Here is a 20,836-nt window from a genome sequence, read left to right as displayed (position 1 = left end):
ATCTAGTCGGAACTAATACACATAAGCCAAGCTTAAACATGTAATGGTCGAGTTACCTGAATAGGTCTAACACTTCATTGGAAATGTTAGACCTAAAAAATACACAAAGTTGGCTACAGCACTTTACAAGCGAAGCCCTTTAGATAAAAACCTTCAGGGTAAGCGGTGTCGACAGGGTGATCGGCGGCTTGCTCGAATCGCTCCACAAACTTTACGCTTCGACCTGCGTCCACAGCGGCATCAGCGATGATTTTTTGGAACAAATCACTTTCCATCAAACCGGAACAAGAGTAGGTAAGTAAGGTACCGCCTGGGTTTAGGATTTGCATTGCAAGCATGTTGATGTCTTTATAGCCTCTGCATGCACCATTAAGTTGAGACTTAGATTCTGCAAACTTTGGTGGGTCCATAATGACGACATCAAATTTTGTGCCTTGATCGCGGTATTCGCGAAGCAGTTTGAATACATCGGCATTAAGGAAGACAGCACGCTTTTTCGAGATATCAAAGCTATTGGCTTCTGCATTGAACTTCGCAGTATCTAACGCCGGTTGAGAAACATCCGCATTGATGACTCGCTTAGCATCGCCTTTTAAGGCGTATAAACCAAACCCGCCCGTATAGGAGAAACAGTTAAGAACTTCTTTGTCCTTTACGTATTTCATCGCTTGTAAACGACTGTCTCGTTGATCAAGGTAAAAACCAGTCTTATGACCATTTACGATATCGACATTGATTTTTACACCATTCTCTTCGATGGTTACGAATTTCGGTGGTAAATCACCGTGCAAAACGCCTACCGTTTCCTCTAACCCTTCTTTCTTTCTTACAGATACATCTGAACGCTCGTAAATATTGTGATTCGAGAAGCAAGCAATAAGTGCGTTAACGATCGTGGCTTTGTTATGTTCCGCTCCCGCGCTTAAAAGCTGACACACGAGAAAGTTATCATACTTGTCTATAGTGATTCCCGGCAGCCCATCTGATTCAGCGGCGATTAAGCGATATCCAGTCAGCCCATCTCTCGCAATGATGTCTTCTCTAAGAAGCTGGGCATCGCGAATGCGTTTCTCAAAAAAAGATTGGTCTATTTTATCGGATTTATCGAAAGACCAAACGCGCGCTCTGATTTGCGATTTCGGAGAAAATGCGGCTTTTGCTAACCATTGACCTGAATACGCAAATACGTCAACTGTTTCGCCCATTTCAGGCTCACCTGTTACCTTTTCAATGCCTCGTGAAAATATCCAAGGGTGTTTGCGACGAAGTGATTTTTCACGACCTTTAGTCAAATGTATAGCAGGAGTCATATACCAGCCTGATGTTCGAAGTTGGGTAGGGGCGGTATTTTCTGTCAGCATGGGGATAATTGCAAATGGATATCACGATGTTATTTCAGTTAATTGACTTTTTACTTTTCAAGAGGGCGAAGGAAATGTGAAATACCGTTAGAGGTGTATAAGAATTGGTTGAAAAGGGCCACAGTAGCGACCCTTTATTTGAAAGTGAGTTTAAGCTTTTAGTCCGGTTAGCAAAGCTTCCATTTGATTACTTTGATTTTTAAGACTCTCGATATTGCCGTTAGCGGACTGAATCAAATGATTCACCTCGACAGATTGGCTACGGATGTCTTCAACACTTAAAGCTATGTTATCCGCAACCACGCCTTGCTCTTCCGCTGCCGTAGCTATTTGAATGCTGCATTCCGAAAGCTGTTCATTTTTAGCAGATAAGTTGCCAATTTCAACGTCTACTTCACTCATGAGACCTTGACCTTGTGAGGCGTTATCGACAGTTACTTCCATTAGCTTAGTGAGTGACGAGCTATTGTTTTGCAGTGACTCAATCATAGATTGGATTTCAATGGTAGCTTGTTGCGCTCGCCCTGCAAGGGTACGAACTTCGTCTGCAACAACGGCAAAACCTCGTCCTTGTTCGCCAGCTCGGGCTGCTTCTATCGCTGCGTTGAGTGCCAATAGGTTAGTTTGTTCAGAAATAGAGCCAATGGTCGCAACCACTTCATCAATTTGAGCTGCATTCGCATCTAACTCTGCGACAGCTTGGGCTGCAGATTGGATTTCAGTGCTCAAACTGGAAATGGACGTTAATGTATCCGCCACTTTACGTTGCCCGCCTTGGGCTACTGCTTTAGCTTCTTCTGTTTGGCTGCTAGAGCCTTGCGCGAGTTCCGCGACTTCTCTAATGGTCGTTGCCATTTCTTCAGAGGCGCTGGCAAGCGAGTCCAAATTTTCCTGTTGCTTAGATGAGATATTGTAGCTTGACGTTGATGACTGATTTAATTCGGAGCTAATTTGCTGCATTAAGGCGACGGATTCCTGCATAGATAGCACCAGTTTTTGCTCTCGCTCCGACACCTTGTCTATATTGATTGCGATTACGCTAAATTCGTCTCTAACAGGGAAATAGTTTAATCGACTAGTTAAATCCCCGTTGGATAGAGTCGTCAGCGCTTTGTTTGCCGAGAACATTGCTCCACCAATAAAGGTCATAATATAGTAGACGCTTAAGCCAACAAGTATAAGACACGCCACAATGGATGAGACTTGAGTAACTGACAATGAGGAGAGCAAGTTAGCTGAAGGTGATGCCGTGAGCGAGTATTGCCCATCTGAAGTCGTGACAGAGTTAAAGCCTGATCCGAACTGTATGTTAGGGGACTGGGAAATAAGGGCGTGAATTTCTTTACTTTCTAGCTCAGATTTTTCAATAAGTGTTGCGACCGTTCTGAGCTCCTGCGCAATCGTTTGCGTTGTGAGTTCATTGGCTGCGTAGTTTAAGATAGAGGAAATAATGATGATGGCTAGAGTAGGAAGAATAAATAAAAGGTAAAACTTTTCCTGTAATTTCAGATGGATAAGATATTTATCAATCCATCTAAATGGTATTTCTTTCATGATTTAAATAGTCCCTATTAACAACAAATAACAGATATTATTGACGGAATACACTATAACATCGAGCAATTTAAAGGAATATACGCATGTCTCAAAAGTCAGTTAAGTTTTGTGTGAAAGGATTAGTTCAAGGTGTGGGATTTCGATATCACACCGCTCATCAAGGGTTAAAGTTAGGTTTGTCAGGTTACGCAAAAAACCTAACTAATGGTGATGTTGAAGTCGTAGCGAGTGGAGAGATGAGCAGAATCAATGAATTAGCGTTGTGGTTGGAAAATGGTCCTAAAACCTCCAGCGTAAAATCAGTGACAGCCAAAGAGATAGACTTTGAGGATCACACGGGCTTTGAAATATTGTAAGAAATAATTATAAGCACTTTGCAGGTTTAGGTAGGCCCGCAAGTTTTGTCGCCTGCTTGGCTGGACCTTGGCGAAAAAGCTTAAAAAGGTACTTACTATTCCCTTTTTCTGGTCCATGTTCTTTTTCTATCGCTTTTACCAACATACGTACAGCAGGAGACGTATTGAATTCTTCATAGAATTTACGGACGAAACGAATGACTTCCCAGTGAGCCTCTGTCAGCTCAATTCCTTCAGCTTCAGCAAGCATAGGTACTAGATCTTCATCCCAGTCTGTGTGATTACATAAATACCCTTGAGCGTCGGTCTCAATTGTTTTGCCTTGGTGTTCGATCATCGTCATCATTCTCTGAAGAAATTACGGTGGCGTAGATTATCTTAGTTAACACAAACTTTAAAGCACAAAAAAACCCGGTAGAAACCGGGTTTTCGATTAGTGCAATATGAATTAATCGTCGTTCATAATGCCTAGGATGCTTAGCAAGCTGATGAAGATATTGTAGATAGACACATACAATGTCACGGTTGCTGAAATGTAGTTTGTCTCACCACCACGAATGATACCTTGAGTTGTCATTAGTATCGCCATTGTGGAAAAAACAATAAACAAGCTGCTAAGTGCGAGGCTTAAGATTGGTGATTGGAAGAAGAAACTTGCAATCATGCCACCAATAAGGACAACGAATAGTGACAGCATCAAGCCGCCTAGCATCGAAAGGTCGCGTTTAGTTGTCATTGCATAAGCAGATGCACCAATAAAGGCCAACGCTGTACCACCAAGGGCAGTAACGATCGCCTCACCCATGCCTGCACCGATGTAGGCATTTAAGATTGGTCCAAGTGTGTAGCCCATAAAGCCTGTAAATAGGAAAGTAAACACCAAGCCCATCGAGCTATTTTTGTTCTTTTCAGTTAAGAACAGAAGACCGTAAAAACCTACTAGGGTAATGATGATTCCTGGATGTGGAAGATTCATTGCCATTGACACGCCAGCAACGCCAGCAGACCAAAGTAGAGTAAGTGAAAGTAGGAAGTAGGTATTTCTCAATACCTTGTTGGTTTGGATCAGACTCTCGGTGTGGCGAGAATTTGATACTATTGGACCGTTCATAATGTTCCTCGTCGTATGACTAGTTATTTATAAGACATTTATGGCGCTTAAAGTTCCAAAAATCAAGGGCTGTAAGCAATCTATGTCTAAAAAATGGTACGAAAAATAAAGAGATATGTATTAAACCGTTTGTAACATATTGTTACTGTGCAGTTAGATACTTGGTATTTCATTGTTTGGAATTCTCTAAAAAGAGAAAGGTGGCAAAGCCACCTTTCAAAAAACACCTCAGATCTCAAGGTTAATCCAAATCAGTGGTGCAGTATTTGACTCAAGAAATTCTGAGTTCTGTCTGATTGTGGGTTTTCAAAGAAATCGACTGGGTTATTTTCTTCAATGATTTCACCCGCATCCATAAAGATAACGCGATCGGCGACTTCTTTAGCAAATCCCATCTCGTGCGTAACACACAACATAGTCATCCCTTCGCCTGCTAGTTCAACCATTACATCTAACACTTCACGAACCATTTCAGGGTCGAGAGCGGATGTTGGTTCATCGAACAACATAACTTGAGGGCTCATGCAAAGTGAGCGTGCAATCGCTACACGTTGCTGCTGGCCACCAGAAAGCTGACCTGGAAACTTGTCGGCTTGATCAGGGATCTTAACGCGCTCTAAGTATTTCATTGCGATGGCTTCTGCTTCCTCTTTAGGCATTTTCTTTACCCAGATAGGAGCAAGTGTACAATTTTCCAAAACTGTTAGGTGAGGGAATAGATTGAAGTGCTGGAAGCACATACCAACTTCACGACGAACCGCTTCGATGTTTTTCAAATCTTCTGTGAGTTCAGTGCCTGAAACAACAATTTGACCTTTTTGGTGCTCTTCTAAACGGTTAATACAACGGATCATCGTTGATTTACCAGAACCTGAAGGGCCACATATAACGATTTTTTCGCCTTTCTTCACGTTCAAATTGATGTTCTTTAGTACGTGAAATTCACCGTACCACTTATTCATGTCCGTTAACTGGATCATGTAATCTTCTTGTTGCGTCATAATACGTCCTTGAACCTGTTAATTATCGTTTGTGACCGGTATGAAGTTTGTTCTCGAGCCATATCGAATACCTCGACATGCCAAAGCAGAACACCCAGAACACTAACGCGACAAATACATAACTTTCAGTTGCAAAGCCCAGCCACTCGGGGTCTGTGTTTGCAGCTTGACCAATACCGAGTACGTCAAACATACCAATAATTAGTACCAAACTGGTATCTTTAAATAGCCCTATGAAAGTATTAACAATCGATGGAATCGTAATTTTTAAGGCTTGCGGTAAAATGATTAAGCCCATTTTTTTCCAGTATGACAAGCCTAAAGCATCTGCTGCTTCATACTGTCCTTTTGGAATAGCTTGTAAACCACCACGAATCACCTCTGCCATGTAAGCCGCACTAAACATGACTACACCGATAAGAGCGCGAAGCAGTTTATCTGTCTCTGAGCCTTCAGAAAGGAACAAAGGCAACATAACCGACGCCATGAACAGGACGGTAATCAATGGCACGCCACGCCAAACTTCGATATAGACAGTACACAGGCTGCGTATGATTGGCATCTCGGAGCGTCGACCCAGCGCGAGCGCAACCCCAATAGGTAGAGAGACAATAATACCGACGAGTGCGATGATTAGAGTTACAAGTAGACCACCCCATTTATGCGTGTCGACAACTTCTAAGCCAAAAACACCACCGTACAAAAGCCCTGCGGCTAAAAATGGGTAAATATTGACAAAGAATAGCCAAATCCACGTTCTTTTCGGTGTGCCTTCATAGGCTAGTAAACCAACAAAAATGGCAAGCGTTGCGAAGAACAGTTGCGGTCGCCATAACTCTTCAGCAGGGTAGAATCCGAACATGAACTGATCCCATCGTACACTGATGAATACCCAGCATGCTCCTTCTCTTGAACAATCTTCTCGTGTTGTACCTACCCAATCTGCAGATAGAAAACCCCAGTCAATAATGTTCCAAGTTGCCATCAATGTAATGTAACCAAGAATCAAAGTAACAACAGAGTTTACAGGACCATTGAATAGATTTTTTCTCATCCAGCCAACAATACCTACAGTATTAGCCGGTGGTGGGAGATCTGGTTGAAATTGATGTTGCGTCATACTATCTCTCCACCAATGCCACTTTGCGGTTATAAATGTTCATCAGAGCAGATGTCACCAAACTTAAAGTGAGGTAAACACCCATTGTCATTGCGATAATTTCGATTGCTTGACCCGTTTGGTTCAATGTCGTTCCGGCAAACACAGATACAAGATCTGGATAACCTATTGCCATCGCAAGTGATGAGTTCTTAGTTAAGTTAAGGTATTGGCTAGTGAGTGGAGGAATGATGATTCGCAAAGCTTGCGGAATCACAACCAATTTCAATGTCTTCGCACGAGGTAAGCCTAAGGCCATTGCTGCTTCTGTTTGCCCGTGGTTCACGGCATTAATACCAGAACGGACAATCTCTGCAATAAAGGATGCAGTGTAAACACTTAATGCAATCAATAGTGCGGCTAACTCAGGAAGAATGGAGATACCTCCACGGAAATTAAATCCTTTAAGCTCAGGGTAGTCTGTGCTTATCGGCATTCCGGCAAGAAGGTACGCGATAAAAGGTAAGCCAACAATCAAACCAATACTAATTAGTGCAACAGGTGTTTGCTGACCAGTAAGTTTTTGTTTGTTGCCTGCCCAGATGCTGATCACAACCGAAGCAATGACGGCGGCAATAAGCGCAACAAATATAATTCCACTACCTTCCTCAAAAACGGGGCTTGGCAAATATAAGCCACGTACATTAAGGAAGATGGATTCGCCTAAGCTGAGGCTTTGTCTTGGTGAAGGCAAAGCTTGTAATACCGCAAAGTACCAAAAGAAAATTTGCAGGAGTAGGGGAACATTACGGAAAACTTCGATATAGACGGCTGCCATACGGCTGACCAGCCAGTTGCTAGATAGCCTAGCAATACCAACAAAGAACCCAAGAAATGTTGCTACGATTATCCCTAAAACGGAAACCAGAGCAGTATTGAGTAACCCGATAACAAAGGTTCTACCATAGGAAAAGGTTTCATCATACTCAATCAGAGTTAGGCCAATCCCAAAGCCTGCTTCTTGAGAAAGAAAATCAAATCCAGTGGCAATGCCACGAGCGTCAAGGTTGCTCAAAGCATTGTTGACAATGGTGTAGAAAAAACTCGCCAATGCTGCAACAGCGATAATCTGAAACACAATTGAACGAAACGTAGGATTATATAGAAGATTTGTGCTCTGTGCCGGTTTACCCGAGCCAGACACTTTTTTATCAGTAGGTTGCATACAGCTATAACCTCAAATCCATGTAGCTAAATCTAGGTAAGCAAAGGGCGGCAAACACCGCCCTTTTTATTTGATTATATTAATCAATAGCTTATCGGATTGGTGGCGCGTACATGAAACCGCCAGCATTCCATAGTGCATTCACGCCACGAGAAATTTGTAGCGGAGAACCTGCACCTACAGTTCTTTCAAAGCTTTCACCGTAGTTACCGACTTGTTTGACAACTTGGTAACCCCAATCGTCAGCTAAACCTAGACCTTTACCTTTAGGACCATCAACGCCAAGAATACGCTTGATGTTTGGATCTTTAGATTTCAGCATTTGGTCTGCATTTTTAGAGGAAATACCGTATTCTTCGGCATTGATCATGGTGTTAAGCGTCCATTTCGCGATGTTAAACCAAACATCGTCCCCTTGACGCACTACAGGACCTAGTGGTTCTTTTGAAATGATTTCAGGAAGTACGACTGCAGACGCCGGATCTTTCAAGTTTAGGCGAAGTGCATACAAACCAGATTGGTCTGTAGTCAATACGTCACAGCGACCTGAATCGAAACCTTTGGATGTTTGAGCTGCTGTATCGAATACAACTGGCTTGTATGACATGCCTTGGTTACGGAAGTAGTCTGCAAGGTTTAACTCGGTAGTCGTACCTGATTGAACACAAACGGAAGCACCGTCCAGCTCTTTAGCGCTACTTAGACCTAAGTCTTTCTTAACCATGAAACCTTGACCATCGTAGTAATTTACGCCGACAAAGTTCAGACCAAGTGCTGTATCACGATGCAGAGTCCAAGTCGTGTTACGAGACAGAACGTCGATTTCACCAGATTGAAGTGCGGTGAAACGCTCTTTTGCAGTTAGAGGAACATATTTGACTTTTGATTTATCGCCTAAAACAGCAGCTGCAAGTGCTTGACAGTATTCTACGTCAATGCCTTCCCATTCACCTTTTGAGTTAGGGTTAGAAAAACCTGGTAGACCAGTACTTACCCCGCACTGAAGGAAGCCTTTCGACTTCACTTTATCCAACGTACCATCTGCTGCGAAAGCAGAAGTTGCCATCATAGCGGTTGAAGCAGCGACTACTGAAGCAAGAATAGTGAGTTTCTTCGCCATTTGAATCCTTCCTGTATCATCCATGCAATACCAATCGAAATTGGTTTACGTTTAGTTGTGTTAGTATTTTGTGCTGTTATGAAAGAAGTACGGCACTCTATTCATACAGCTATTTATAAGCGTAGGAAAGGATCTGGGATTTCTCAAATTGTTAATTTAAAAGAATTTTTGAGTGCAATCACAGAACCGAACGTAATTAGAATGACGAAATGTAATACGAATGTAAATAGTGCAACGACGCTACAAAATAGTGAGGCAGAGTTTTAAGTTCTGATAAAGGTTATATTTTAGCCATTGATATTGCTATCAAAATAATTTCTAGATGATATGTCTCACAATAGAAGAAAATTTGAATGATGATCTCTGGAGAATTCTTAACCAGATGTCCCTAGTGCCCCCTTTTTGTTAGTATTACGGAAACAATAGAATTGCAACAAAGGATTAGGATGCGATATTTCCCGTTATTTTTTGACTTAAATCACAAGCCTGTATTGGTAATCGGAGGGGGAGAGGTTGCATCTAGAAAGGTTGACTCGCTGCTTCGGGCAGGAGCCGACGTTACGATTGTTTCCCCTAAAATTGACCCGTTTCTAAGAAAGCTAGTAGAAGAAGAAAAATGCCATTGGGTTAAAGCGTTTTATAGCCCAGATATGATGCAGGATTATGTCCAAGTATGGGCGACAACGGATAACCCTGAGCTGAACCACAAAGTCCATGCGGATGCCAAGAGTAAAGGCATTATGGTTAACGTTGTCGATGACCAGCCTTATTGTGATTTCATCACGCCTTCTATGGTAAACCGCGGTCGTATTCAAATTGCGATTTCGAGCGGTGGTGCGTCTCCGGTGTTGGTTAGGAATATTCGAGAGAAGCTTGAATCGATTCTTTCGCAAAATATTGGTCTTCTCGCCGAGTTTGCTTCTTCAAAGAGAAACAGTATTAAAGAGACTCTCCCTTCAGTAGATGAAAGAAGAAAGTTTTGGGAAGCGTTCTTTTCTGACCCAAATATCGAATCGGTACAGGACAGGGCTTACCTTGAAAATCTATATGAAGCGCGTTTAAAAGATACTGACTTTGAAAGTGGCTCACTCACATGGCTCGAGTTTGGTGATGACATTGAACTTATGTCAATCAAAGGCTTAAGGTTCATGCAAGAAGCTGAACTCGTACTTGCCCACAAAGATTGTCCGTTTGAATTTGTTGATCTTTGCCGAAGAGACGCTGAGAGAGAGAGCTATAAAAACTATGCGGAGTTATCGGCAAGGTTGTCCGACCCAAATGTATCTCCTCAGAGAGTGGTTGTATTTTTCCCCAAGGGTGAGCAGTATAATCCAGAGCTTAAATTACTTGCTCAAAACCACCGAATTATTGAGGTTGCAGGTATTAACTAAACTGAACTTGGGACAACAAATTGTCCAACTCGGTAAAAGTGAGTAAACAAAAAAGGCTTCGTAATTGAAGCCTTTTATAATATGTATCGTTTAAAGCAATCAAACCCTAGCTAACCTATCGAAATTACGAAATATACCTCGATAGGTTAATGAGCATTAATCGCGGAAGTTCTCATACTGAAAAGGTTGCCCCAATTCTGATTGCTTTAGTAAAGCTATGACAGATTGTAAGTCGTCTCGTTTTTTACCAGTAACTCGTACTTTTTCGCCTTGCACTGCGGCTTGAACTTTGAGCTTGGCATCCTTAATTGTTTTCACAACTTTCTTAGCCATTTCCTTATCAATACCTTGCTTGAACAGGACGACCTGGTTCCAGCTTTTTCCTGAGGCATCAGCTTTTTGAGAGTCCATGGAATTGACATCTACACCACGCTTAGTCAGATTACCACGCAGGATATCCCTCATTTGTTTCAACTGAAACTCGGCTTCAGCATGAAGCTTTACAGTTTCATCTTTAAATTCAAAGTTGGCTTCAACACCTCGAAAATCGAAGCGAGTAGAAAGCTCGCGATTGGCATTATCGACAGCGTTACGAAGTTCAACTGTGTCGACTTCAGAAATAATGTCAAAAGAAGGCATAAGAATTATCCTTTGTCTGATCGTGTTTTTATGGCTTCAGCGAGCATATCTAGCATCTCGACGGTATGCTCCCAGCTTAAGCATGGGTCGGTGATCGACTGACCATAAGTAAGTGAAGTAATGTCATTCATTGGCTGGTTACCCTCAAGAATGAAGCTCTCAGCCATAATTCCAGCAACGGCATCAGAACCAGAACGAATTTGCTGACATATGTCTTCAGCCACCTCCAGTTGTTTACGATGCTGCTTTTGGCAGTTAGCGTGGCTAAAATCGACAACAAGCTTTTGCGGTAAATCGAAACTGCTAAGTTGCGCGCACGCATCAGCGACGGAATCGGAGTCGAAATTCGGTCCTTTATCTCCACCTCTAAGAATAACGTGCCCGTAAGGGTTACCGGAAGTGCGATAAACCGTCATTCGACCATTTTTGTCTGGAGAGTAAAAATAATGAGAAGCTTTGGATGCTCGAATGGCATCTATTGCAATCTTAACGTTACCGTTTGTGCCGTTTTTAAATCCAACCGGGCAAGAAAGTGCAGAAGCCATCTCTCGGTGAATTTGAGATTCTGTGGTGCGCGCGCCAATGGCACCCCATGTAATAAGGTCAGCGATGTATTGACCCGTAATCATGTCGAGAAACTCTGTTGCTGTAGCCAAGCCTAGCTTGTTAATGTCTAGCAGCAATTTTCTTGCTTTATTTAAACCCGTTTCTAATGCGTAAGAGCCATCTAGGTTTGGATCGGTTATCAAACCCTTCCAACCTACAACTGTACGAGGTTTTTCAAAATAGGTGCGCATTACAATGAAAAGTTCATCTTTATACTTATCTTGAATGGCGCTTAGGCGTCTCGCGTAATCTAGCGCTGCCTCGGTATCATGAACTGAGCAAGGGCCAACAATTGCCAGTAGTCGGTTATCCTGACCCGCTAAAATGGCTTCAATTTGTCGACGAGACTGTTCGATTCGCTCGGCAACGTCATCCGTGAGAGGGTGAGCTTGAACCAGCTCTGCAGGAGTGGGCATTGGGCCCAGAGGCTGAGTTCTTAATTCGTCTGTCTTTAAGGGCATGTGCACGCCTGTAGTTATACTGCAAAACGGTTAAGATAGCGGAAAATACATAGGGAATAAACACGCATTTATTCATATGAACAAAAACTTACCTTTCAATCCTAAATACCTCTGAAAATCGCCCTCAACTGTACATCGTTCTTGACATTGTGTTTGATTATTTTGACGTGATGGTATGGCAAGACTAGATCTCATTGTAAGCGTGACAGTGTCACGTCCATAGGTATAAAGCAGTTTTTGCGCGATCGTGTTATTAACATTCATTACAATCCATTGACAATTCAGCTATTGTATTTTTAACTGGTCTGACTAGTTTGTTCTATAGGTCTAGCCAATGTTTTCTGCAATACAAAAAGCAAATTTTTACTTGAACACGTTCGGATTTTTTAAGGTTCCGCTTATTTGGCTATGCAGGCCTAAAATTCTTGTACTGAATGAGAAAACTGTTGAAGTTAGAATCCCGCTCAAGAAAAGAACAAAAAATTACCTCAATAGCATGTATTTTGGAGCGTTGGCGATAGGAGCTGACGTTGCTGGTGGATTTATGGCGATGGGGAAAGCACAAGAGCGAGGAGGAAAAGTATCGCTAGCATTTAAAGGTGTGAAAGGGGAATTTCTAAAGCGACCAGAAGGCGATGTGCATTTCTTATGTCATGATGGACATGTAATTGATGAAATGTTGGATGAAACCTTTCAAACGGGCCAGCGTGTAAATAAGGCGGTGACAATTACAGCCATTTGCCCAACTTTGCATGCGGAGGAGCCTATGGCTGTATTTGAATTAGTGCTATCGGTAAAAGCGGTTAGCTAATGGCGGTATTTTAGGGTTCAGTGTTCGTTTTGATAGCAACTTGCGCCGATAATGATCTGAGCCCATATCACTAAAGAGAAATTTGCTCTATATCCACAATCTTTGAGCGATTTAAAACAATTTTCCAACGATAGTAATTTGATTCGCCATCATGGTTGTTTTCTCGAACGATTAGATTCAATAAGTGGCGTTTCTCAACCGACTCCTTACTCACCTGGCCATCGTTGAGTTGATAGATCTTGCTGGAGCCTTTGTCCATTAGCCTAGCGATTTGGCTTAAGCTGATGTTTAATGTTTCACGTGTTTGTTCATAACCACTCATAAATAATGTTGTCGTCATTTCTGTTTGGCTTCTGTAATGCAGAACTTTTTCTTCTCGCTGAGCAACGCGACGTTTTCGAATTTTTTGTACTCGATCAGGCAGCTTCGAATAGCTTGTGTAATCCATCCATTCAATTTTGTGGCCCACCATTTTGTTGGTACTAGGGTCGTAGTAGCGACCTCGCCATTTAGGTTTGCCTTTGCGTATCCAGCGCCAAAGGATATCCCTGAGATCATCTTTGAAGATTTCACGCAACGCGTAGATAAACGACATAATGATAATAAACGATGCCGTAATTTCACCTAATTGATCGCGCATTAAAATCGCGATGGTTGTTACGAAAATCATTACAATGCCCGTAGCGATGCCTTTTACCGCTCTCATAACATTTTTACCCATCGAGCGGTTTTTCTTTTTAAGTACAATTGGGTATTCAATTAAGCGTCTGAGCAAGCGCATTTTGTTCGACATGCGGGTAATGTCGGTACGGGCTTTTTTCGAGTTGTATCGGTTAAGCTCTCGGTGCGCGACTTCCTTTTCACATAGTGTGATCAGGCGTTCTTTAATGGCTGCATACTCTTTGCCCCTTGGCATGTGTGCAACTAAAGAGAGAAAGTGTTGCTCGGTGTACCACGAAAGGTAGTTGTCGATATTAGCGTAATAGCGTTTTTGAGTTTCGTCGTAGGGTATAGAACGGCGCAAGCGCTTAAGGATATCGAGAGCAAGGCTGATAACTTCATCCACCTCATCTTCAGTTACGCTGTCACGACTCTGGTGATTTAATTCGTCAACAGCTTTATCTAGCGCGATAACATATTGGTAGGCATATAAGCTCAAACTGACACGATATTGGTTGTTCGATAATTGCCCCCGTTTTGCTAACCGGCTGTGGACCAAAGGCAGGTGGGTTTGATCACTGTAATAAGCGCGTTTTTCACTGAGGGCCCCATAGTAAAAATCATTTTCTGACACCACATCCGAGCTCAGCCCCAATTCTCCGGGAGCGAAAAGGTACACATCCAAATCCAGCTTCTTAGAAGTGGGCATTACGTGTGTCACTTTAAGAGTTAGCGCATCTTGTTTCTCAACAGTAATCACTAAAAGATCCTTTCATTTTTATTGTTATAGCGTGAAAGCGTTTTCAAAGAGGTTGGTATAAAATATAAAGTCAGATATCAATAAGCAACCCGTGCGGCTTGCATCGTATTGAAAATGAAGAGTGATTTACAACAGCAATCATAGCAGAGTTAACGTATAATCTCTGCCAAATTTAAGATGAGTAACACCCTAACATGATTAAAATTGGTCAAACCAACACATTAGAAGTTGTTCGCAAAGCAGAATTTGGACTATTTCTTGATGCGTCCGATTACGGAAGCGTACTTTTACCTAACAAGTATGTACCACAGGGTACAGACTTAGGCAGTAAAGTAGATGTCTTTCTGTATTTTGATTCTGATAATCAATTATGTGCGACAACTGAAACACCTATTGCACAAGTTGGTGAGTGGGGGTTGATGAAAATTGAAGGCGTAAACAGTACTGGTGCATTTGCAAGCTGGGGAATTGATAAGAAAGATTTGCTTATTCCTTTTAGTGAGCAACGTGCAAGGTTTCGTGTTGGTCAAGATGTGCTGGTTTTTGTTTATACCGATAAAGCATCAGGTCGTATTGTAGGAACAACCAAGTTTAATAAATGGCTTGATAACACGCCCGCAAATTACACAAAGAATCAGCAAGTTGACCTGATTATTGCTGAACGAAGCGAGTTGGGTTACAAAGCCATCGTTAATGGTGAGCATTGGGGTATGATATTTAGCTCTGATGTATTTGGTAAGCTGTTTATCGGTAAGCGTTTGAAAGGTTATATCAAATCCGTTCGAGAAGATGGAAAAATCGATCTGTCACTTCAGAAGGTCGGTACAGCCAAGATGGATGATTTGAGTAGTAAAGTCCTTGATGTTTTAGAGAAAAAAGGCGGATTTTTGCCTCTAAATGACAAGTCCACACCTGAAGCTATTTTTGCCGTTTTCCGTACCAGCAAGGGTACATTTAAGAAAACGATCGGCGGCTTGTATAAATTGGGCAAAATTACGATCGATAAAGAAGGCATTCGACTTAACTAAATCGCTCAAGATTTTAGCGATTTAGATAGGGGAATAGTGGGTTATTTGATTATTAACTTTATGATTTGTTAGACATTAAACTTTCAGGGTGAATTTAGCTCATTGGTTTACTGCCGAAAAAGAGCCCAGAACGATTCCTGTTCTGGGCTAGGGGAATGGCTCTTGTAGAAAGAGCCTGCGCTAATTGCTTTTACTTAATCATAGTACACGCAGGCTCAATTACCACCATATATAGTGGTTAGAACAGGTTTACGTCTCTAACTAGTTCTCTTGGAAGACCATTTTTTATTCTATTGCCTACCCATTTTCCAATTCCAATGACATCGTTATCAAGTTTGACGATAACTTCACCTTTGCCAGATAAGTTTTCAGGTCTTACGTCTCTCCCCATATACCACTGACGTGCGTCTTCAATACTTAAAGATACACTCTGGGTTTCTTCTCCTGTCGAAAGTGCCATAACCGCTTCATGTTGCCAGCGATATCCTTTCTTGTGCGTCTCTGCCAGTTTTACTCCCATTCGACTAAAACGAATTTCACCAATCAAAGACTCTAATGCCACAGGGAATAGCCACACTTCTTTGTCTCTTACCCAAAGCTGCGTTTGCTCTGGCAGTGATATGCCTAAGGTTTCTACTAAGTGTTTCTCGATGTCCTTGGCTACTTTGGTGGAGACTTTTTCGAACGGGAATTTTCCTAAGCGTTTCTTAACTTGAGGTGCTTCTACCGAATGATGCTTACGAAGCCTCGCAACAAAGAAACCTTCGCTGTCAAAAATTTGCGGGTAAACATGTAAGAAGCCTTCTTCAGTAATGGCGGCATCCGCATTTTCAAACAAGTGTCCTAATGGTTCAAAATCAACAGCATCACCAAATTTATCTTTAAGGTGATGACAGACTTGTTGGTTTTCTTCCAAGTTAAGGGTACAAGTGGAGTAAACCAGCACACCACCGGGTTTTAATGCATGAAAAGCGCTCTCTATTAGGTCTTTTTGAGTGAGGGCAATATCCAATACAGATTCTTTGCTCCAGTTACTCATTGCATCCGGATCTTTGCGCACAGCCCCTTCACCAGAGCAAGGTGCATCAAGTAGGATCGAATCAAATTTTTCTGGTAGCCATCCACCAAAAACACGACCGTCGAAATTCGTTAACGCAACATTTCGTACGCCACAACGTTGAATATTGGAATGAAGCACTTTAACTCGACTGGCCGAAAACTCGTTGGCGACAAGCGTGCCTCTGTTTTTAAGTGCGGCTGCGATTTGAGTCGTTTTAGATCCAGGCGCAGAGGCCACATCGAGAACCGTATTCAATTCGTCCACATCATTGTCGATGAGTAATGCAGTAACGGGCATCATAGAGCTTGCTTCTTGTATGTAAAATAGCCCAGCCATATGCTCGGAAGTATTCCCAAGTGGTACTGCGTCGGATTCGTCACGTTCTATCCAAAACCCCGTATCACACCAAGGGACGGGCGTGAGCGTCCATCCTTTAGACTTAGCTCTGTTTAAAAACGCTTCAACAGTAATTTTCAGAGTATTTACACGAATACTTCGACGCAACGGGCGTTTGCATGCTGCTATGAATTCATCCATGTCCAAGTGAGAAGGCATAATTTCTTGGATCTGATTGATGAATGCGTCAGGGAGTTTGATATTAGAGTGCAAATTAGTATCTCTGAAGAAAATTTGCTGCCAATTCTATCGCAAATCAAAAAAAATGCAGCTTAAACTGAAGCTGCATTTTGGAGATAAATAGTATTTCTATTTCGGAATTGGAGTGCGCCATTCTAGCCATTCTGGCTGGGCAATCTCATATAAGAAAAACGCCGATTTTTCCTTTGCTACCCCCTCTAAAGGGTTACTTTCTGGTGTTGCGAAAGCGATGCCGCCTCTAACGATACTGTCTACGGTTCCGGCTTTTATTTTCGCTCCTGTAATCCCGATAGAAACATCCACGCCCGAGACATTCCAGAATACGGTGTTTTTTCTCACTAGGTGTTCAAACTGATTGTCGATTTGAATGGTTGTAATGATTCTGTCAGCAAATGCACCCAATGCAACATCAGTTACTCTGCCGACTTCCATATCACGATACAAAAGTGGAGTTCCTACTGAAATAGAATTTCTTCGCTCACTTTGTAATTGAAATGCCTTACCTTGCAACTGGCTGCTTTGCATGTGTAATTTAAATGCAAACGCTCTTTTGTTTCCGGATGGCTCTACATCAATGTACTTACTGAGTAATGTTTCGATGTTCTTGACACCTTTCAAACCCAACTCGGGTTGAACCAACCAAAAATGTGTCCCATTCAGAGCTATGTTTTTTACATACTCTGGCAAGATTCGAGCTTTAATCTCAACTTTTTCGTTTTTGAAATCCGGCGTAACAAGCGTGACTTCACCGACAGGCACACCTTGGTATTTGAGCTTCATTCCCTTTGCTACGCCATTTGCGCTCGCGCTGGTTAATGTAATTAGGCGTCCAAATTTTCTCGCATCTTCATAGTTACTGTACAACTTCCAATGTTGATTCAGTTTGTTTTCCACTCCAGGTAGCGAATCAAACGCTATACCTCCCTGAATCAAGGTCTTAACAGGCGCTGCCGTAATATTGATACCACTCAGGTTCGCATTGACCTCAATGCCAGAGCGATTCCAAAAAACAGTACTCTTATTCATCAGGTGTTTGTATTGGTTTTCAACCTTTAAGTGAAGCAAGACCCCACCATTTGTAAGCTTAAAATCGGAAACTTTACCAACTTGAAGGTTGCGATAAAGAAGCGGGGCTCCTTTTGAAACGGAAGGCAATGTTTGGCTGAACAGCGTTATGCTTTGAGAGCCGCTCTGATTGAATTCAGCCAACTGCGCAAGTGACTGGCTCGCAAATAAAGTGTATTTTGACCTGGCTTTCTTACTTCCTTGGCTAGTAAAGCTAATCGAGCCCGTTAATAAGCGCTTTGCTGGTGGAACAGAAACACTCAAACCAGAATCAGTCAGTTCCGCTTTAGCGCTTCCATCAACGAAGAAACGGTTCCTACTTTTAATCAGGTGCGCGTATTGACCATCTATAAGAGCCGTCATCTGAACTTGATCGTCCAAAAGGCTAATTTTGGTAATACTACCGACTTGAATTCCTCGATAGAGTAGGTGGGTACCAAACTCCAACCCAAATGAATCATCTGAAATGAACGTGATCTCTATGGAACCTGGGCTTTCAAGTGCTAATTCTGATTTTCTTATCGCGACAAACTCACGGGATTTTTCACCGCCACCTGGTACTAATGTTAAGAAATTACCCGTAACAAGGTTGCCGATGTTTTCTACGCCAGTGAGTGACACTTCTGCTTCTTCAAGCAAAAAACGTGTTTCCGTTTTTAAGGTATCGGCAAAGCTAGGTTGGATAGAAGCGTATGCGATGATTTTTGTACGATCCAGTGAAAGCTGAATATCAGTAATCTGACCAATTTCAATGCCTCGATACACTATCGGTGCGCCATTGGTGCTGACTTTATTGTCGTAAGGCAGCTCAATCTGAATAGGAATACCGCGCCCAGCGGTTTTTAGATCGGGATAGAGTTTGAACTCCGCGCCTTCAATGACGGGCTGACCTTCGTCGGGGGAGTCTACCGCTATTGCACCGCCGAGCATCGCACTTAAGCTTTCCACCTTGACATCAACGCCACCAAATCCAACATTAGCGCCAATTCCACTGACATTCCAAAAACGACTTTCGCTGGTTACTAGGTGAGTGTATTCGTCTTCAATGAAAGCGCGAATACTGACTGAGTTGCCATCTTCATCTAGCTGATAGCCGTATACCTCCCCGATCGGGATTTTCTTATAGACAATTTGAGAGCCGACGGAAATAGCGCCTAAGTCCGATGAGTGCAAAACAATGTTTAATCCTTGATTTGCGAGAAGGTCGGTTGGGCTATTTTCAAGAGCGGTAAAGACTGGTTCGAAATCATCATCTTCAATATCGCTGGTTCCAGGGTGTATCGCAATGTAGTTACCAGAAACAAGGGCATCTAACCCTGAGATACCAGAAAGACTTGCTGTGGGCTTGATGAGCCAAAACCGAGTCTGCCCGCTTAATAGTTTAGTGGCTTCTGGGTATATATCGGCTTCTACAAAGATGTTGTCTAGTTCCGGAGATAGTTTGATATCGCGTACCATACCCACTTCCAAACCTTGATAACGAATCGTTGTTCTACCCGCAATTAAGCCTTGTGCGTCAGAAAAGTAAATTTGAATTCTTTGCCCAGCTTCATTAACTGCCTTTACGACAAGCCACCCAGCCAAGCAGATTGTAATAATGGGTAAGAGCCAAAGAGGAGAGATACCGATGTCTCGTTTAACTCTCGGCGAATGGGCATTTTGATTGTTGTCTAAATTACTCATTTACAGTCGCTTTCCGTTCAGGGACATCTTCATTGTCCCAAATTAGCCTAGGATCCAAGCTCTCCGTTGCCAGCATCGTGAGTATTACGACGATTGCAAACGCAACGGCTCCGTATCCTGGTGTAAAATCGAGAATTTGGCCTCTATCGACCAAAGTCATCATGATCGAAATAACGAATAAATCCATCATCGACCATTTTCCAATCCACTTGACAGCGAAGTAGATATTCATTCGTTGTCTCTTATACATTTTTTGTTTGAACTGGATACTCAGCAGTATGTAACTGAGCCCAAGAATTTTAATGGCAGGTACTATAATCGATGCCACAAAAATAATGAGTGCTATGCCAGGCATCCCCGTTTTTACTAGCGATGCCACACCAGAGAAAATGGTATCTTCCAGTCGCTTTCCATTCGTCAGTAATATAGAGATCGGGATGACGTTCGCGGGCAAAATAGCGATGGAAGCCGCGATCAGGTACGCCCACGTTTTTTGAATAGAGAATGGTCGCCTATGGTGCAATGGGTTGTCACAGCGATCGCAGCGAATGGAATCGGGTTGCGATAAATGGCAGCTGTGGCAATGAATTTCTTTTATAGGATAGTTGAAGCTCGTTTCAGGCTCCCATGTTTCCCAGTAGCGCCTAACGCTAACTCGCGAAATGAGCATGAGTGAAAAAAGCTGAAGGAGAATCAGACCTAATAGCCCCCATCCTACAAAAATGTCAGCGTAGTCTTGTAACTTAAAACAGGATATGCCGATACTAATTAAGAACACATCTAGCATCATCCAGTGTTTAAGGTGTTGAATGTTAAGTAACGAATACTGAAGCGGTTTTAGCCAACGTTTTTTGAGTGAAAGGTGTGCAACCACAACCGACATACAAACAATAAACGGAGCAATGGATGCGCAGAATAAAACCAGCAACCCTAAGCCAATAAACCCCTCTTGCATTAACGTAAAGGTTCCATCCGTTAATGTGGCTGGAATCATTACTCCAAAGAGGCGAATACTGATAAATGGGAAAAAATGCGACGGAATAAAAAGCAGGAGGCAGGCGACCGCCAGAGCCAGATCGCCATTAATTGAACGTTCGCCACCCCGATAAAGCTGAGTATTGCAGCGAGGGCAGTGTGCACTTTGACCTTTAGGGATAGTTAGCTTATCAACAGGCAATTCGCAGTGTTGACAAAGACGGACCTGGCTCACATTTTGGCTGTGTTCAGTCGTCATTCAATCACCAA

Annotated in this window: 17 protein-coding genes and 1 pseudogene; 4 read left to right on the top strand and 14 right to left on the bottom strand. The window is 42.5% G+C overall.

Annotated features, from left to right (window positions below; translation table 11 throughout):
* Positions 1–113 precede the first annotated feature (113 nt).
* Together CW749_RS19280 and CW749_RS19275 are read right to left on the bottom strand one after the other, a co-directional pair.
* Entirely contained in the window at positions 114–1,310 is a 1,197-nt protein-coding gene (locus tag CW749_RS19280) for a class I SAM-dependent methyltransferase (RefSeq protein ID WP_101113899.1), read from the bottom strand.
* Between the two features lie 201 nt (positions 1,311–1,511).
* Positions 1,512–2,915 carry a methyl-accepting chemotaxis protein gene (locus CW749_RS19275; protein ID WP_101113898.1) on the bottom strand — a complete coding sequence of 468 codons (1,404 nt, stop codon included), beginning with the start codon at positions 2,913–2,915 and terminating at the stop codon, positions 1,512–1,514.
* Between the two features lie 86 nt (positions 2,916–3,001).
* Between CW749_RS19275 and yccX the strand changes: the two genes are divergently transcribed.
* Positions 3,002–3,274 carry an acylphosphatase gene (gene yccX, locus CW749_RS19270; protein WP_101113897.1) on the top strand — a complete coding sequence of 91 codons (273 nt, stop codon included), beginning with the start codon at positions 3,002–3,004 and terminating at the stop codon, positions 3,272–3,274.
* 7 nt (positions 3,275–3,281) lie between these two features.
* Here yccX and CW749_RS19265 read toward each other — a convergent pair whose 3' ends face one another.
* The 6 genes from CW749_RS19265 to CW749_RS19240 all read right to left on the bottom strand — a co-directional run bounded on the left by CW749_RS19265 (position 3,282) and on the right by CW749_RS19240 (position 8,830).
* A complete protein-coding gene (locus CW749_RS19265; RefSeq protein ID WP_101113896.1) occupies positions 3,282–3,611 on the bottom strand; it encodes a TusE/DsrC/DsvC family sulfur relay protein in 330 nt (109 codons plus the stop codon).
* A 111-nt stretch (positions 3,612–3,722) separates the two neighbouring features.
* Positions 3,723–4,385, bottom strand: coding sequence for a Bax inhibitor-1/YccA family protein (locus CW749_RS19260; protein ID WP_101113895.1), 663 nt, complete (start codon positions 4,383–4,385; stop codon positions 3,723–3,725).
* A 251-nt stretch (positions 4,386–4,636) separates the two neighbouring features.
* Positions 4,637–5,386: an amino acid ABC transporter ATP-binding protein gene (locus CW749_RS19255; protein WP_101113894.1), complete on the bottom strand. Its 750-nt coding sequence runs from the start codon at positions 5,384–5,386 to the stop codon at positions 4,637–4,639.
* Positions 5,387–5,408: 22 nt separating this feature from the next.
* Positions 5,409–6,506, bottom strand: coding sequence for an amino acid ABC transporter permease (locus CW749_RS19250; protein WP_101113893.1), 1,098 nt, complete (start codon positions 6,504–6,506; stop codon positions 5,409–5,411).
* A 1-nt stretch (position 6,507) separates the two neighbouring features.
* On the bottom strand, positions 6,508–7,710 hold the full coding sequence (locus CW749_RS19245; protein WP_101113892.1) for an amino acid ABC transporter permease: 1,203 nt from the start codon (positions 7,708–7,710) through the stop codon (positions 6,508–6,510).
* Positions 7,711–7,801: 91 nt separating this feature from the next.
* Positions 7,802–8,830 carry an amino acid ABC transporter substrate-binding protein gene (locus CW749_RS19240; protein WP_101113891.1) on the bottom strand — a complete coding sequence of 343 codons (1,029 nt, stop codon included), beginning with the start codon at positions 8,828–8,830 and terminating at the stop codon, positions 7,802–7,804.
* 446 nt (positions 8,831–9,276) lie between these two features.
* Here CW749_RS19240 and CW749_RS19235 point away from each other — a divergent pair.
* Positions 9,277–10,098 (top strand): annotated as a pseudogene (locus CW749_RS19235) (NAD(P)-dependent oxidoreductase); the annotation flags it as partial.
* A gap of 279 nt (positions 10,099–10,377) precedes the next feature.
* On the opposite strand, the gene CW749_RS19230 reads toward CW749_RS19235, so the two are convergent.
* Both CW749_RS19230 and CW749_RS19225 read right to left on the bottom strand, forming a co-directional pair.
* Positions 10,378–10,860 carry a YajQ family cyclic di-GMP-binding protein gene (locus tag CW749_RS19230; protein ID WP_101113889.1) on the bottom strand — a complete coding sequence of 161 codons (483 nt, stop codon included), beginning with the start codon at positions 10,858–10,860 and terminating at the stop codon, positions 10,378–10,380.
* Between the two features lie 5 nt (positions 10,861–10,865).
* A complete protein-coding gene (locus CW749_RS19225; protein ID WP_101113888.1) occupies positions 10,866–11,927 on the bottom strand; it encodes a 3-deoxy-7-phosphoheptulonate synthase in 1,062 nt (353 codons plus the stop codon).
* 334 nt (positions 11,928–12,261) lie between these two features.
* Between CW749_RS19225 and CW749_RS19220 the strand changes: the two genes are divergently transcribed.
* Positions 12,262–12,738 (top strand): DUF4442 domain-containing protein, encoded by a 477-nt coding sequence (locus tag CW749_RS19220; RefSeq protein WP_101113887.1) that lies wholly within the window; start codon positions 12,262–12,264, stop codon positions 12,736–12,738.
* A 70-nt stretch (positions 12,739–12,808) separates the two neighbouring features.
* Here CW749_RS19220 and CW749_RS19215 read toward each other — a convergent pair whose 3' ends face one another.
* Positions 12,809–14,158, bottom strand: a complete 1,350-nt coding sequence (locus CW749_RS19215; RefSeq protein WP_101113886.1) for a hypothetical protein — start codon at positions 14,156–14,158, stop codon at positions 12,809–12,811.
* A gap of 194 nt (positions 14,159–14,352) precedes the next feature.
* On the opposite strand from CW749_RS19215, the gene CW749_RS19210 reads away from it, so the two are divergent.
* Complete coding sequence (locus CW749_RS19210; protein ID WP_101113885.1) at positions 14,353–15,186, top strand: S1-like domain-containing RNA-binding protein; 834 nt, start codon at positions 14,353–14,355, stop codon at positions 15,184–15,186.
* A 238-nt stretch (positions 15,187–15,424) separates the two neighbouring features.
* On the opposite strand, the gene rsmF is transcribed toward CW749_RS19210, so the two are convergent.
* The 3 genes from rsmF to CW749_RS19195 all read right to left on the bottom strand — a co-directional run bounded on the left by rsmF (position 15,425) and on the right by CW749_RS19195 (position 20,825).
* Positions 15,425–16,855, bottom strand: a complete 1,431-nt coding sequence (gene rsmF, locus CW749_RS19205; RefSeq protein WP_101113884.1) for a 16S rRNA (cytosine(1407)-C(5))-methyltransferase RsmF — start codon at positions 16,853–16,855, stop codon at positions 15,425–15,427.
* Positions 16,856–16,951: 96 nt separating this feature from the next.
* Positions 16,952–19,591: an MlaD family protein gene (locus CW749_RS19200; RefSeq protein WP_101113883.1), complete on the bottom strand. Its 2,640-nt coding sequence runs from the start codon at positions 19,589–19,591 to the stop codon at positions 16,952–16,954.
* Complete coding sequence (locus CW749_RS19195; RefSeq protein WP_101113882.1) at positions 19,584–20,825, bottom strand: paraquat-inducible protein A; 1,242 nt, start codon at positions 20,823–20,825, stop codon at positions 19,584–19,586. Before CW749_RS19195 ends, CW749_RS19200 begins: the two co-directional genes overlap by 8 nt.
* Between the last annotated feature and the right edge of the window lie 11 nt (positions 20,826–20,836).

The organism is Vibrio sp. vnigr-6D03 (assembly GCF_002835515.1).
Classification (GTDB): domain Bacteria; phylum Pseudomonadota; class Gammaproteobacteria; order Enterobacterales; family Vibrionaceae; genus Vibrio; species Vibrio penaeicida.
The sequence above is the reverse complement of the archived record's forward strand: the minus strand, read 5'-3'. Positions and strand labels throughout refer to the sequence as shown.

Coding starts and splice junctions, on each gene's coding strand:
- CW749_RS19265 (WP_101113896.1), bottom strand. CDS start 3,611: ATGATCGAACACCAAGGCAAAACAATTGAGACCGACGCTCAAGGGTAT.
- yccX (WP_101113897.1), top strand. CDS start 3,002: ATGTCTCAAAAGTCAGTTAAGTTTTGTGTGAAAGGATTAGTTCAAGGT.
- CW749_RS19200 (WP_101113883.1), bottom strand. CDS start 19,591: ATGAGTAATTTAGACAACAATCAAAATGCCCATTCGCCGAGAGTTAAA.
- CW749_RS19245 (WP_101113892.1), bottom strand. CDS start 7,710: ATGCAACCTACTGATAAAAAAGTGTCTGGCTCGGGTAAACCGGCACAG.
- CW749_RS19240 (WP_101113891.1), bottom strand. CDS start 8,830: ATGGCGAAGAAACTCACTATTCTTGCTTCAGTAGTCGCTGCTTCAACC.
- CW749_RS19275 (WP_101113898.1), bottom strand. CDS start 2,915: ATGAAAGAAATACCATTTAGATGGATTGATAAATATCTTATCCATCTG.
- CW749_RS19225 (WP_101113888.1), bottom strand. CDS start 11,927: ATGCCCTTAAAGACAGACGAATTAAGAACTCAGCCTCTGGGCCCAATG.
- CW749_RS19280 (WP_101113899.1), bottom strand. CDS start 1,310: ATGACTCCTGCTATACATTTGACTAAAGGTCGTGAAAAATCACTTCGT.
- CW749_RS19250 (WP_101113893.1), bottom strand. CDS start 6,506: ATGACGCAACATCAATTTCAACCAGATCTCCCACCACCGGCTAATACT.
- CW749_RS19260 (WP_101113895.1), bottom strand. CDS start 4,385: ATGAACGGTCCAATAGTATCAAATTCTCGCCACACCGAGAGTCTGATC.
- CW749_RS19230 (WP_101113889.1), bottom strand. CDS start 10,860: ATGCCTTCTTTTGACATTATTTCTGAAGTCGACACAGTTGAACTTCGT.
- CW749_RS19220 (WP_101113887.1), top strand. CDS start 12,262: ATGTTTTCTGCAATACAAAAAGCAAATTTTTACTTGAACACGTTCGGA.
- CW749_RS19195 (WP_101113882.1), bottom strand. CDS start 20,825: ATGACGACTGAACACAGCCAAAATGTGAGCCAGGTCCGTCTTTGTCAA.
- CW749_RS19210 (WP_101113885.1), top strand. CDS start 14,353: ATGATTAAAATTGGTCAAACCAACACATTAGAAGTTGTTCGCAAAGCA.
- CW749_RS19255 (WP_101113894.1), bottom strand. CDS start 5,386: ATGACGCAACAAGAAGATTACATGATCCAGTTAACGGACATGAATAAG.